At 73.4% G+C, this 12,670-nt stretch carries 10 protein-coding genes and 1 pseudogene; 3 read left to right on the top strand and 8 right to left on the bottom strand.

Features of this window, described 5'->3' with window-relative positions:
* Positions 1–227: 227 nt before the first annotated feature.
* Positions 228–1,757 carry a hypothetical protein gene (locus K7G61_RS28775; protein ID WP_225849942.1) on the top strand — a complete coding sequence of 510 codons (1,530 nt, stop codon included), beginning with the start codon at positions 228–230 and terminating at the stop codon, positions 1,755–1,757.
* 218 nt (positions 1,758–1,975) lie between these two features.
* Here K7G61_RS28775 and K7G61_RS28770 read toward each other — a convergent pair whose 3' ends face one another.
* The 3 genes from K7G61_RS28770 to K7G61_RS28760 all read right to left on the bottom strand — a co-directional run bounded on the left by K7G61_RS28770 (position 1,976) and on the right by K7G61_RS28760 (position 5,187).
* Positions 1,976–3,319 (bottom strand): DUF2252 domain-containing protein, encoded by a 1,344-nt coding sequence (locus K7G61_RS28770; protein WP_225849941.1) that lies wholly within the window; start codon positions 3,317–3,319, stop codon positions 1,976–1,978.
* A 174-nt stretch (positions 3,320–3,493) separates the two neighbouring features.
* Entirely contained in the window at positions 3,494–4,456 is a 963-nt protein-coding gene (locus K7G61_RS28765; RefSeq protein WP_225849940.1) for a LysR family transcriptional regulator, read from the bottom strand.
* Between the two features lie 62 nt (positions 4,457–4,518).
* Complete coding sequence (locus K7G61_RS28760; RefSeq protein WP_225849939.1) at positions 4,519–5,187, bottom strand: DUF3592 domain-containing protein; 669 nt, start codon at positions 5,185–5,187, stop codon at positions 4,519–4,521.
* Positions 5,188–5,527: 340 nt separating this feature from the next.
* Between K7G61_RS28760 and K7G61_RS28755 the strand changes: the two genes are divergently transcribed.
* Positions 5,528–7,342 carry a VCBS repeat-containing protein gene (locus tag K7G61_RS28755; protein ID WP_225849938.1) on the top strand — a complete coding sequence of 605 codons (1,815 nt, stop codon included), beginning with the start codon at positions 5,528–5,530 and terminating at the stop codon, positions 7,340–7,342.
* 161 nt (positions 7,343–7,503) lie between these two features.
* Here K7G61_RS28755 and K7G61_RS28750 read toward each other — a convergent pair whose 3' ends face one another.
* The 4 genes from K7G61_RS28750 to K7G61_RS28735 all read right to left on the bottom strand — a co-directional run bounded on the left by K7G61_RS28750 (position 7,504) and on the right by K7G61_RS28735 (position 9,932).
* Positions 7,504–8,214: an ABC transporter permease gene (locus K7G61_RS28750; RefSeq protein ID WP_225849937.1), complete on the bottom strand. Its 711-nt coding sequence runs from the start codon at positions 8,212–8,214 to the stop codon at positions 7,504–7,506.
* Positions 8,211–9,047: an ATP-binding cassette domain-containing protein gene (locus K7G61_RS28745; protein ID WP_308190726.1), complete on the bottom strand. Its 837-nt coding sequence runs from the start codon at positions 9,045–9,047 to the stop codon at positions 8,211–8,213. The genes K7G61_RS28750 and K7G61_RS28745 overlap by 4 nt, the downstream gene beginning before the upstream one ends.
* Positions 9,044–9,394: a PadR family transcriptional regulator gene (locus tag K7G61_RS28740; RefSeq protein WP_225849936.1), complete on the bottom strand. Its 351-nt coding sequence runs from the start codon at positions 9,392–9,394 to the stop codon at positions 9,044–9,046. Before K7G61_RS28740 ends, K7G61_RS28745 begins: the two co-directional genes overlap by 4 nt.
* A gap of 115 nt (positions 9,395–9,509) precedes the next feature.
* Positions 9,510–9,932 (bottom strand): nitroreductase family deazaflavin-dependent oxidoreductase, encoded by a 423-nt coding sequence (locus K7G61_RS28735; RefSeq protein ID WP_225849935.1) that lies wholly within the window; start codon positions 9,930–9,932, stop codon positions 9,510–9,512.
* A gap of 277 nt (positions 9,933–10,209) precedes the next feature.
* Here K7G61_RS28735 and K7G61_RS28730 point away from each other — a divergent pair, with 277 nt between their 5' ends.
* Positions 10,210–11,442 (top strand): FG-GAP-like repeat-containing protein, encoded by a 1,233-nt coding sequence (locus K7G61_RS28730; RefSeq protein WP_225849934.1) that lies wholly within the window; start codon positions 10,210–10,212, stop codon positions 11,440–11,442.
* A gap of 19 nt (positions 11,443–11,461) precedes the next feature.
* On the opposite strand, the pseudogene K7G61_RS28725 reads toward K7G61_RS28730, so the two are convergent.
* Positions 11,462–12,662, bottom strand: a pseudogene (locus K7G61_RS28725) (DUF692 domain-containing protein).
* Positions 12,663–12,670 lie beyond the last annotated feature (8 nt).

Genomic DNA, 12,670 nt, shown 5'->3' with positions numbered 1-12,670 from the left:
AAGGGCTGCCCGCCGGACGGGGACGCGATGCCGACCGGCGGGCAGCGGCCTCGCGGGAACCTGCTTGAGGGCCGGTCCCGGCGGTCACGGCGTGCGGGTGCGCGCCGCACGGCAGTGGATCGGCAGCCACGTATACCGGTGCCCGTGCCGGTCGGTGCCGGCCGATTCGTCGCGGCTGCCCGCAGGGCCAGGGGCCGTTGTCAGTGGGCGGTGTTACGTTCTGTGACATGACCGATCACGCGCTACGGCTGCTGCGCCGGGACCGCCGCTTGGCCGAACTGGCCGCCAATCCCTTCGGGTTCGACCTGGACCGTGCCGCCCACGGCCATGTCGAGGAGGTCCGCCTCGCCTCGGGCGGGCCGCTGGAGATCGTGGCCGGGGACGACACCGGCGGTTCGTACTTCGTGTGCGCGGACGGCTCGGTGCTCTACGCCGACTCGGAGGGGTCGGCGGGGATCATCGGCTCCGGCGTCGACGAGGCCCTGGAGCTCGTGATCGGCCTGCCCGGCTGGCGCGACTGCACGCACCTGTCGCCGGACGACGACGAGGAGAAGATCCTGGCGTGGGTCGCGGAGTCCGAGGACGAGATGCGCGAGTACTACGGGATCGACGAGGAGCGGGCCGAGCTCCGCGCGGCGCTGGGCTTCCCGGAACGCTCCCCTGTCGAGCTGGTGGGCAGGCTGCGTGCCGCGCTGCTGCGCACCGAGCCGGACTTCCTGCTGCTCAACGCGGAGGAGGGGTGCGCGTACGAGGGGATGGGCCCGGCCGGTCCCCCGCTGTGGGAGCCGGTGCTCGCGGCGGGCCGCGCCGATCTCGCCCGGCTGCGGCAGGGCGACCGCACGGCATGGCGTGACGTCGCCGAGGACCCCGTGCGGCGCCGGACCACCTTGCGGGCCGCGCAGTTCGAGCGTGCCGAGGGCGACCTGGACCTGCTGCGGCATCTGCTGCGGCACGAGACACGGTCGTCGATGACGGACGAACTGCGGCTCGCCGCCGTGCTGGTGGGGCTGCGCGGGGACACCGCGGATCTGCCGCTGCTGCGGGAGGTGCGGGAGACGGACTTCGACACGGCGTGCGGCCTGGCCGGCATGCCGGAACCGGGCGCGTCCGGGGACGAGTTGCGGCAGTGGGCGCGCGGGCTCGACGACTCGATGTTCGGGACGGACCCGTCGGACGAGCCGGTCTCCACATGGACCGGCCTGGCGCTGGCCCAGGGGATGACGGAGCTCGCGCGAGTGGCGCTGATCCGCGAACTCGACGACATCGTCATGGACCAGGGCAGACTCCGCCGCCCCGACAAGCCCCGCGCCCTGACCACGGCCCCGCTGAGCACCCTCGCCCGGGACTTCGAGGAACTCGGCGACCTTACCCAGGCGCTGCGCGCCCAGCGCCTGTGCGCCGACCTGCAGGAGACGGCATGGGACCGGGCCTCGGCCCGCCGTACCCTGGCCCGCCTGGAGCGCGAGGCGGGCCTGCTGCCGCAGGCGGCGGACAGCCTGGCCGCCGTGCGCGACGCCCTGGCCACCCCCGGCGACGACTCAGTGCGCCACTGGCGGCAGGTCAACCTCGGCCGGTACATAGCCGAGGAGCACTACCGGCTCACCCTCGCCCTGGCCGACGCGGGCCGCCCCGAGGAGGCCCGCGCCCTCCTCACGCACGCCGACACCGTACTCGCCGCCCTCGCGGAGAACGCCGCGAACGGCATCCGCCAGCTCGCCGAGCGTACCGCCGCGAGAGTGCGGGAGGCCCACGGCTGACGGCCCCCGCCGGGCCCGGCCGACCGGATCCGGCAGGCGGGATCCGGCAAGCGGGATCCGGCCAGCGGGATCCGGCCGGCGGGCCCGTCAGCCGCCGGCCCGTAGCGCAGCCCGTCAGCCCGGGCCCGTCAGCCGCCGGCCCGTCGCGCGGGCGGTCAGCCGCGGGCCCGTCAGCCACCGGCCCGTAGCGCGGCCGGTCAGCCGTGGGCCCGCGCGGCCTACAGGCCCGGGATCAGGCCGTTGCGGAAGAGGTCCACGAAGATCTGGTGGTCCGCGCGGGCCCGCGAGCCGTAGGCGTGCGCGAATTCGACCAGCATCGCGGCGAAGCCGGCCCCGTCGTCGCCGATGGCCTCGTCGATGGCGCGCTCGGTCGAGAACGGCACCAGCGAGTGGCCGCTCTCGTCGTCGGCGGCGGCGTGCATCGTCGCCGTCGCCCGGCCCAGGTCGGCGACGACCGCCTCGATCTGTGCCGGGTCGTCCAGGTCCGACCAGTCCAGGTCCACCGCGTACGGTGACACCTCCGCGACCAGCTGGCCCACCCCGTCCAGCTCGGTCCAGCCCAGCCACGGATCGGCGTGCGCCTGCAGCGCCCGCTGCGAGATCACCGTGCGGTGGCCCTCGTGGCGGAAGTAGCCGCGGATCGCGGGATCGGTGACGTGCCGGGACACCGCGGGTGTCTGCCCCTGCTTCATGTAGATGACGACGTCGTTCTCCAGCGCGTCGGTGTTCCCTTCCAGCAGCAGGTTGTACGAGGGCAGGCCCGCGCTGCCGATGCCGACCCCGCGCCGCCCCACCACGTCCTTGACCCGGTGGCTGTCCGGCCGTATCCGGGCGGACTCCGGCAGCGTCGCCAGATACGCCTCGAACGCCGCCAGCACCTCCTCGCGCGTCGCCGCGTCCAGCTCGATCGCGCCGCCGCCCGCCGTGAACCGGCGGTCGTGGTCCACCACCTCGGTCATCGAGTCCAGCAGCTCCACCCGGGTCCGCATGCGCGCGTCGCGCAGCGCGTCCAGCAGCGGCCCGCGCGCGGTGTCCAGGGTCAGCGGCGCCACCTGCTCACCCGTGGCCAGCAGCCGGATCCGCTCCCGGTACGCGTCGGCGTACACCGTCACCAGGTGCGAGATCACGTCGTCGGCGAGCGCCTTGCCGTAGCCGATCAGCGCCACCGAGGCGGCGAACCGCTGCAGGTCCCAGGTGAACGGCCCGACGAACGCCTCGTCGAAGTCGTTGACGTTGAAGATCAGCCGCCCGTTGGCGGCCAGATACGTGCCGAAGTTCTCCGCGTGCAGATCGCCGTGGATCCACACCCGGGCGGTTCTCGGCGTCAGGTACGGGCCGCTGTCCGGCGCCCCGGCCCCGTCGGCCTCCCGTTCCAGGTCGGCGTAGAACAGGCAGGCGGTGCCGCGGTAGAACGCGAACGCGGACGCCGCCATCTTCCGGAACTTCGTCCGGAACGCGGCCGGATCGGCGGCCAGCAGCGCGCCGAAGGCGGTGTCGAAGACGGAGAGGATCTGCTGCCCTCGGGGGCTGTCGCCCAGGACGTGAGTGGTCGTTTCGGTCACGGAGGGGGAGCCTACGGATGCTCCTATGGACGTCAAGCGGCTGGAGCGATGCGGCCGGTGCGTCGTGTGACTGCCGACGACGGCCGGGCGCTGCTCGAGTCGGGCGGTGACGTGCTGGTGCGCTCCGGCGAGTCGGGCCGCGACGGCGTCGGTGGGCTCGGGACGGACGGGTTCTCAGGTGCTCGGGTCGCGCAGGGCGGAGACACGTGGCTCGACGGAGGTCATGCCGCGGGCGACAAGGGATTCGGCGCTGTGCAGCAGCGCGGTCTGCAGGGCCTCCGCCGCTGCCTCTGCGGCGGGGAGGGGCGCGTCAGGGCCGGTGCGGCGCAGTGAGCGGACCAGGTAGCGGCCGGGGACGGGCAGGGCGGTGATTCCGCCGTGGGTGATCAGCGCGGCGGCGTACGCGGGCAGGATCGCCGGACCGAGCCGGGCGGCGAGCATGCTGTACACGGCGAACCGGTGGGCGGCGACGTGCCGCACCGAGGGCGCGATACCGTGCTCCGCGGCGAGCCGCTGGAACGCCAGGTCACGCGGTGAGCCCGCGGGGGCGCCGATCCACGGTCGCCCGGTCAGCCCGGCGGGGCTCGCGGGTGTCTCCCAGCCGTCCGGGAGTACCAGGCGGTACTCGTCCTCCAGCATCATCCGCGCGGCGACGCCCGGTGGGAGCGGGGTCGGGGCCTCGCTGTCGTCCTCGATCACCAGGACGTCGAGCTCACCGAGGCGCAGCGTTCGCAAGCCCTCCTCACGGTCGGCCTCGACGAGCCGGGATGTGATCGCCGGGTGGGTTCCGGCGAGCAGATGGAGCGCGGTGGTGGCGAAGTAGCCGATGGCCGGGCCGGGCACGCCGATGGTGACCGGGCCGGACGCGCGGCCGGTCAGGTCCCGCAGGTCGCGGGCGGCATCGGTCAGCGCGGTGCCGATACGGCCGCCGTGGTGCGCCAGCAGCCGTCCGGCCGCGGTCAGTTCGGCCCGCCCGCCGCTGCGGTCGACCAGCGGCACGCCGGCCTCCCGTTCCAGCCGCTGCAACTGCTGCGACACCGCCGACGCCGTGTGCCCGAGGACGCGGGCGGCGGCGGCCACACCGCCGCTGTCGGCGATGTGGCGCAGGATCAGCAAGCGCTTCGGATCGAGTTCCACTCCGCCCCCAGTCGCCGTGGCGTCCTGCCCCGCCGCCTCCCATCCTGGCAGGGGGAACCGCGTCACATCCCGCCCAGGTCGGATTCCAGGACCCACACCGTCACAGCGCCGAAGGGCGTGCCCAGGGCGCCGACCGCGACCCCGATCCACGCCGCCCAGTAGCCGCGGGTGACCACGGCCTGGCGGCCGGGGTGGGCCGGGTCGATCGGTACGGTGACGCGGTGCCCGTCCGGCCAGGCCCGGTCCGCGGTGTCCCGTGAGCGGTAGGCGCGGTCGCCGGCGAGCCAGTGGTAGGTGCACTCGTTGCTGTCGCCCCGGTTCTCGCAGTCCGAGACGGTCGCCGGGACCTTGAGGGTGGCGTGCCGGTCGAGCGCGTGGGCGTGGCAGAACCAGCTCAGGCAGATCGCGGAGGTCGCCATGAACGCCCAGGTGAAGACGGAGGTCAGCAGTATGAGGAGCAGTCGGCCCCGTTCCCGGTCGGCGGGCACGTCGGTACCGAGGACCACGCGCAGCGTCCCGGCGAGCACGCCGGCGGCGCCCGCCGCCGCGGCCGTGGTCCAGCCGGCGAGGGCCACGGGAGTGCTCCACCCGGCCACCGCCGCCACGCCCAGCGCCGCGGCCACCACGGTGGTCGTGGTGTGCGCCACGACCCGGGCGGCGGCCCGTACCCCGCCGGACCACAGGTGGGATCGGCGACCGCGGCGGGGGATCGTGTCCTGTGTCGTCGTCATGATTCGAGCGTGGCAGCGGCGTCGCCCCCGCGACAGCAAGCCCGGCTTGCCCCCGGTTTCAGTTCCGCTTACGGGACGTACGGGTCGTACGAAAGGAAGTTGCGCGGGCGACACGAGCGCGTACTGTGTGCACTGCTGTCACACGCCTGGAGGCCCGGCCTCCTTGTCGGCAGCGGGCAGTGCGGGCAGGTTCAGCACTGCCGGCAGGTTCGGCACTGCCGGCAGGTTCGGCACTGCCGGCAGGTTCGGCTTTCCTTGACTCGGGCGGATGACACCTGCTCGCCTTGGTCCTTCCCGCGCCCACCGCGCGGCGCATCATCACGATCCTGTGGGGGGATTCATGTTCTCTTCTTCGGCGCGCTCGCGTGCGCGCCGTGGCGGCCGCCTGCTGGCGGTCTGCACGACCGGTGTGCTGGCCGCCGGCGCCTTGGTGTTCGGCCCCGTCGGCACCGCCCTCGCGCAGACCGGCACGAACGCCGGAGCCACCGGCGCCGATGTCGCCACCATCGGCGCGAACGTCGCCACCATCGGCGCGAACGTCGGCGCCACCGGCGCGGGCAGCGGCGCCGCGCCGCGAGGCACCGCGCACCCGACGTTCACCCCGCCCACGCACACGCGGCCGTTCTCGTCGGCCGCCGCCGGCACCGCCACGACCACTCCGCGGTACGACTACGACGGGGACGGCCACGGCGACATCATCACCCAGGAGGACAGCAACGCCATCGGCGTGCTGAGCAGTGCCCAGAAGAAGTGGATCTCACTGGGCGTCTCCGAGACCCAGTACCGCGACGTGCTCACGCCCGGGAACCTGACCGACGCCCATTCCGGCGACGAGGTGCTGGGCCTGACCGAGTCCGGCCGCATGGAGATGTTCGACAGCGCCGCTTCCCTCGAGAACGGCACGCCGGAGTGGACCGGCCCCGGCTGGCAGATCTACAACCAGGTCACCGCCGTGGGCGACACCAACGGCGACGGCTGGGGCGACCTGCTGGCCCGCACGCCGTCCGGCGACCTGTACCTGTACAGGGGCACGGGCAGCAACATGGCGCCGTTCGCAGCCCGCGTCAAAGTGGGCCGCGGCTTCGGCGGCTACGACCAGCTCATCGGCGCCGGCGACATCACCGCCACCGGCGTGCAGACACTCGTCGCCCGCGACCTGAACGGCGACCTGTGGATGTACGCCTTCAGCGGCACGGGAGCCGACCCGCTGTCCGCCCGGGTGAAGATCGGCTACGGCTTCGGCGTCTTCAACCAGCTCGTCGGCTTCGGCGACGACGTGGACTCCGTGGGCGGCATCCTCGCCCGCACCGCCGCCGGCAACCTCTACTACTACGAGGGCACCGGCAAGGGCGGCCTCACCGGACGCCGGCCCGTGGGCGGCGGCTGGAACGACCGCGTGATCGCCGGGCAGGGCCACACGTCGGTGTGGGGCAAGAACGACCTGTTCGGCCAGACCTCCGGCGGCAACCTGTACTACTACTACAGCTACAACACCGGTGTGCTCAGCAAGCGGTACCAGTACGGCCAGGCCGGCGGCTGGAAGGGCGCGAAGCTGTTCAGCCCGACCTCCCTCACCGACCACGACGAGGAACCGCTGCTGGAGGTGTACTACGGCTGGCTCTACCGCGACGACGCCGGCAACGTGGCCATCAGCGGCGGCTGGGGCGGCTACAACAAGCTGCTGGGCCCGGGCGACCTGAACGCCGACGGCCACTCGGACGTGCTGGCCCGGGACGGCAGCGGCGTGCTGTGGCTGATCAGCGGCAGGGGCGACGTGTCGTTCTACAACCGCGTCAAGGTCGGTCCCGGCTGGGGCGGGTACAACCAGATCACCGGCGCCGGTGACATCAACGGTGACGGGTACGCCGACATCGTCGCCCGCGCGGGCAACGGCCACCTGTACCTCTACCTGGGCACCGGCAACGGCTACTCGCCGTTCAGGTCGCGTATCGACGTCGGCGGCGGCTGGAACGCGTACACCAAGCTCGCCGCGCCCGGCGACCTCGACGGTGACGGCCGCGCCGACATCGTCGCCGTCACCTCCGGCGGCCGGCTCTACCGCTACAGCGCCACCGGCCACACCGGCAGCTCGACGTTCAAGGGCCGCGTGGAGATCGGCACCGCGGGCTGGAACGCCTACGGCAGCCTTTTCTGATTCACCGTCAGCACCTGCGGGCGGCCACGCCCGCCGACGACGTGCCCGGTACGCCTCACCGCGTACCGGGCACGTCCCGCGTGGGGCCGGGTGACGTCGGAACCACCGACCCGGCGGGGACGACCGGCGGAGACGGCCGGCGGGACGGCCGGTGGCGTGCTTCAGGCACGGGCGTGGCCGGCCCGGCCCGGTGAGGTTCCGCGGCGGGCGCGCAGCCTGGCCGCGGTGCACAGGCTCGCGGCGGTGAACAGGACCACGGCGCAGCCGGCGCCGTGCAGCAGGCCGCGGCGCAGGTAGTCGGCACCGGTGTGGTCGACGGCGTACGTCGCCAGCTCCCGGGCGGACCAGAAGGGCAGCGCTTTGGCCGCGGACGCCCCGGGGTCGGTGATCATCTGCGCTCCGACCAGGGCCATCAGCAGCAGGGCGCCTTCGAGTTCGCGCGGCACCACCGCGCCGAGGAGCATCCCGAGCGGCGCTGCCACGGCGACGGTGAGGACCATCGCGGCGGCGATCGCGGACAGCCGGTCCGGGTGCAGGTCCACGGCGACGACGCCGAGGTAGGGAACGCAGACCAGCAGGCCGACGGCCAGCAGGGCCCCCAGCCGTCCGATGCTCAGCTCCGCGGCGCGGTAGCCGGACAGCCGCAGCCGGGGTTCGAGCGAGCGCAGCGCGCAGGACGCGAACAGCGCCGCCGTGCTGATGGTGAAGGCCAGACCGAGCAGGAGGAACCGTACGGACTGCCCCGTGTGGTCCCCGCGCCGGCCGGCGTAGAACACCAGCGGCACCAGGAACAGCAGGACGAGGACCCCGCGGCGGCGGACCAGGTCCCGCAGGTTGGTCTCGGTGATCGTCCAGGTCCTGGTCGGGTTCACGATGTCTCCTCCGTCAGGTCGAGCACCGTGTCGACCCGGTCCAGTTGCTCCAGCAGGTGCGTCACCACGACCACGGCCTTGCCCTCGTCGCGCCAGCGCCAGACCTGCTGCCAGAAGTCGAGGTAGGAGCCGTGGTCGAAGCCCTGGTAGGGCTCGTCGAGCAGCAGGACGTCGGGCTCGCCGATCCCGGCGAGCGCGAGGTTGAGCTTCTGCCGGGTGCCGCCGGACAAGTGCCGTGCCTGGACGGGCTCCCCGGCGTTCCACTCCAGCCGCGCGGCCAGTTCCAGACCGGCCCGCCGTGCGGCGCCGCGCCGCAGGTCGCGGCCGGCGCCGACCAGGACGAAGTGTTCGAGCGGGTGCAGGAAGTCCAGGGTGCCGCCGTACTGCGGGCAGAAGCCGATGGAGCCGTCGACGGTGATCTGCCCCTCGTCACAGGCCTCCAGGCCCGCGCACATCCTGAGGAAGGTGGATTTCCCGGTGCCGTTGGCGCCCACGACGGCGGCCGCCTGTCCGGCGCGTACGGTCAGGTCGACACCGCGCATGACCCATCGGCGGCCGTAGCGCTTGCCCACCCGACGCGCCGTCAGGCGGTCGGGCGCGGCGGGCCGGGGCGGCGGCGCGGGGACGTGTGCCGCCAGGCCGCCGCCCCGGGTGTGGCCGCCGGCGAGCTGCGCGGCGAACGTCTCGGGAAGACCGAACACGGACACGGCGGGCTGTCCGCTCTCCAGCAGGTGCGACTGTGCCTCCGCGGCCGCCTGCCCGATGGCGGCTCCGTCGAGTCCGCGCCGCCACAGCTCACCCGCCAGCCGCTCCAGCCACTCACTGTTGTTCACGGTAGGTCTTCCTTACGTAGGATCCCGGCCACCCGGTCGGTGAACTCCAGCCAGGCGAGCCCGCCCTCACGCAGTACGTCCCGCCCCTTGTCGGTGAGGGCGTAGTACTTGCGCGCCGGACCGGACGACACGGGCTCGCGCCACGTACTGGTCACCAGGCCGCTGCCGCGCAGCCGGGTCAGCGCCGGGTAGAGGGTGCCGCCGGGGATCACGCCGAGCCCCTCGGCCTCGAACATCCGGGAGAGCTCGTATCCGTACGACTCGTGGGACGCGAGGGCCGCGAGGATGCACAAGTCCAGTACTCCGCGCAGCCATTGGGCGCGCTGCTCCGACGACGGGCTGCTCACGCGGCGAGACGCTAGCACCCCTGAGTAGGTAGCTCAACTGACTAGTGCGGGCCCGGGTCTTACAGTCGGCCGGGGTCTTTCAGTCGGTCCGGGTCTTTCAGGCGGCCGGGGTCTTTCAGGCGGCCGGGGTCAGCGCGACGACCGGGATCGGGCGCCCGGCCCGCTCCTGGAAGTCCTCGAAGTACGGGGTGTGCGGCAGCTGCAGGGCCCAGAGCCGTTCGCGTTCCGCGCCCTGGGTCACACTCGCCGTCACCCGGTACGCCTCGGTGCCGACCTCGACGAGGGCGGTGGGATCGGCCAGCAGGTTGTGGTACCAGCCCGGGTGCCGCGGCCGGCCCCCGTTGGCGCCGAAGACCACCAGCCTCGTACCGTCCCTCAGATAGGTCATCGGCATGGTGCGGGGCTCCCCGCTGCGCGCACCGGTCGTGGTGAGCAGGAGCAGCGGCACTCCCGCGAAGTCACCGCCCACCACTCCGCCGGCGGCGCGGAACTCCTCGATCACGAGCCGGTTGCGCTCCATCCGCTCCGACACGGACATGTCTCCTCCAAGGCCTTTGTTCCGTCGGTCGACGTGATCCTCGGCCACGGTGCGGCGGAGCGTCCAATACCTGTGGCGATAGCCATCGGCCATGACGTCACGGCCGCGGCACCCCCACGGGTCCACGGCTCCCCCGGCGCGAGCCGGGATGCCGCTGGATCGCGGGCGCGTCCCACTGGTAGCTTCGGCGTGATCACGCCGGGGGGGACGATGCGTTATGCCCGGCATACGGGCCGGGAGCGACCGGCCGCACCCGCGAGCACAGGGCAGGTTTGACGTGGGGATTCTCGGACGGTTCATCGCGGCGGGCGCGGCCTTGGGCGCCCTCGCCGTCGGCACTCTCACCGCGGCCCCGCCCGCGTCGGCGTGGGAACCGGCCGGGATGGACCGCTGTCCCAAGGGCGATTTTTGCCTTTTCACCGGCCTGGACGGCACCGGCTCCCTCACCGCCTACCGCAGCTCCCAGCGCGATTTCGGCTCCGCCGGCCGGCATGCCGCCTCGTGGGCCAACCGCACCGCCGACTACTCCTGCCTGTACCCGTCGGCGGGCTACACCGCCACCTCCGCGTACTACACGACCACGCCCTGGGGCGCCGGTCCCGCCGAAGGCGCCGACTACGGCTGGGACGACGCGCGTGAGGCCACGGCCAACTGGCGCGACCACTTCGGCTCCGTCCGCCTGGCCCCCACCGGTCACGAGTGCGGCGACGGCCACCAGTACGTGGACTGGGGCCGCCCGTACGACGACCCCCTGGGGACCCCCAAGCCCTTCGGTTCCTTTCTCGACAACGGCCAGAGCCAGGCCCTGATGCGCTCGGTCGAAGGCCACCTGTGGGTGCTCCCGGGCGGCAGTGACCCCAGACCCGTCGACCTCGGCGGCGGCTGGAACGCCATGACCGCCCTGGTCCGGCACGGCGACTTCACCGGTGACGGCCGCGAGGACGTCTTCGCCCGCGACCGCTCGGGCACCCTGTGGCTCTACCCCGGCCTGGTCACCCGGCTCGGCACCCGGATACGGATCGGCGGCGGCTGGAACGCCATGACCGCGCTCGCCGGCGTGGGCGACCTCACCGGCGACGGCCGCAACGACCTCGTGGCCCGCGACCGGTCGGGCACCTTGTGGCTCTACCCGGGCACCGGCCACGGCGGGCTCGGCCCGCGCCGCGCCGTGGGCAGCAACTGGAACACCATGAGCGCGCTCACCGGCCCCGGCGACCTCAACGGCGACAAGCACGACGATCTGGTCGCCCGCGACACCTCCGGCCGCCTGTGGCTCTACCCCGGCGACGGCCGCGGCCACTACGGAACACGCCTCGTGCTGGCCACCGGGGTTCCGGCCGGCTGGCGGCTGTTCGCCGTCGGTGACGCCGACGGCGACCTGAAGAACGACCTGTGGGCCGTCGACGGATGGGCCTTCAACCTGTGGTCCGGCCAAGGCAACGGCACCCTGCGCCACTCGGTGCTGTGGGAGTACGGCGTGGGAATCGACCCCCGCGAGACGTTCTTCTGACCCGGCGTCCAGGTGATGGTCAGCGTCGGCGCCGGAGGAACGCCCACCGTGCCGGCGCCGGCAAGGCCCCCACCTTCCGTGCGTACGCCTCGAAGCCCTCCGCGTCGGCGTGTCCGGAGCCTTGGGGCCGCAGCGGCGTCTCGCGGGCGTACTCCGCGAAAAGGGCGGCGTAACGGGGAGGGCCCAGCGCCTCGGTCAGCCATGGGTGGTGCGCCGCGGCGACTCGGCGGCGCTTGGCCACGAGGGCTTGCGCCTGGACCCGCAGCCGCGCCGGGTCGAACCCCTCCGGCGGGGCGCCCCCGGCGACGAGTGCGATGAGCAGCACCTCCTGCCGGGCGGCGAGCCGTTCGCGGGCCGCGTCAGCGTCCACCGGCACGCACCGCCTGACGTATCGAGGCCAGTTCGGCCGCGAGGCCGGCGTCCGAGGGGTAGGCGCCGTCGCGTTCCAGCAGGACGCCCGGGAAGGAAGGGCGGGAGGACGACCCGCCGACGTGCCGCGCGAGGTCGGTCAGGAGGGCGAGGACGGGCTCGGTCACGGGGTGGGTGTGGGTGTCGTGCCAGACGCCGTCGCGCTCGACGCCGCCCGCCACGTGGACGTAGGCGAGCCGTTCCAACGGGAGGGCGGCGAGGACACGGGCCGGGTCGAGCCCGAGGTTGACGCGGGCGGTGTGGAGGTTGGCCACGTCCAGCAGGAGGAGGGCGCCGGTACGGTCGGCCACCTCGTAGAGGAACTCCCCCTCCGTGAAGTCCTCTTCGGGCCAGGCGAGCAGCGGCGCGATGTTCTCCAGGGCGAGCGGTACGGGCAACTGGTCCTGCGCGATGCGGATGTTCTCGGTGACGACGGCCAGCGCGTCCCGTGTGCGGGGCACCGGGAGGAGGTGCCCCGCCTCGAACTCGCCCGCTCGCGTGAACGCGATGTGCTCGCTCACCAGCGGCGCGCCCAGCGCCTGCGCGCAGGCCGCGAGATGGGCGAGCCGCCCCGGGTCGGGCCGCTCGGCCCCGCCGAGGGACAGCGAGACGCCGTGCGGCACGGCCGGGACGCCCCGCTCCCTGAGGGCCGGCAGGGACGCGGGAAGCCGCGCGGGCGCCAGCCCCTCCGCGATGACCTCCACGAAGTCCACGCCGGGCAGCCGCTCGACGGTCAGGTCGATCTCCGGCCGCCACCCGATCCCGTACCCGAGCCCGGGCACACCGGTGCCGGACACATCGGCGTCAGACATCGCGCCGC

This window comes from Streptomyces sp. HPF1205, from assembly GCF_020400825.1.
Taxonomy (GTDB): Bacteria; Actinomycetota; Actinomycetes; order Streptomycetales; family Streptomycetaceae; genus Actinacidiphila.
This window is presented reverse-complemented; position numbering and strand designations above follow the sequence as displayed.

Bases quoted from the DNA above. Each gene is read 5' to 3' on its own strand.
- K7G61_RS28775 (WP_225849942.1), top strand. From the start codon at position 228: ATGACCGATCACGCGCTACGGCTGCTGCGCCGGGACCGCCGCTTGGCC.
- K7G61_RS28760 (WP_225849939.1), bottom strand. From the start codon at position 5,187: ATGACGACGACACAGGACACGATCCCCCGCCGCGGTCGCCGATCCCAC.
- K7G61_RS28755 (WP_225849938.1), top strand. From the start codon at position 5,528: ATGTTCTCTTCTTCGGCGCGCTCGCGTGCGCGCCGTGGCGGCCGCCTG.
- K7G61_RS28735 (WP_225849935.1), bottom strand. From the start codon at position 9,932: ATGTCCGTGTCGGAGCGGATGGAGCGCAACCGGCTCGTGATCGAGGAG.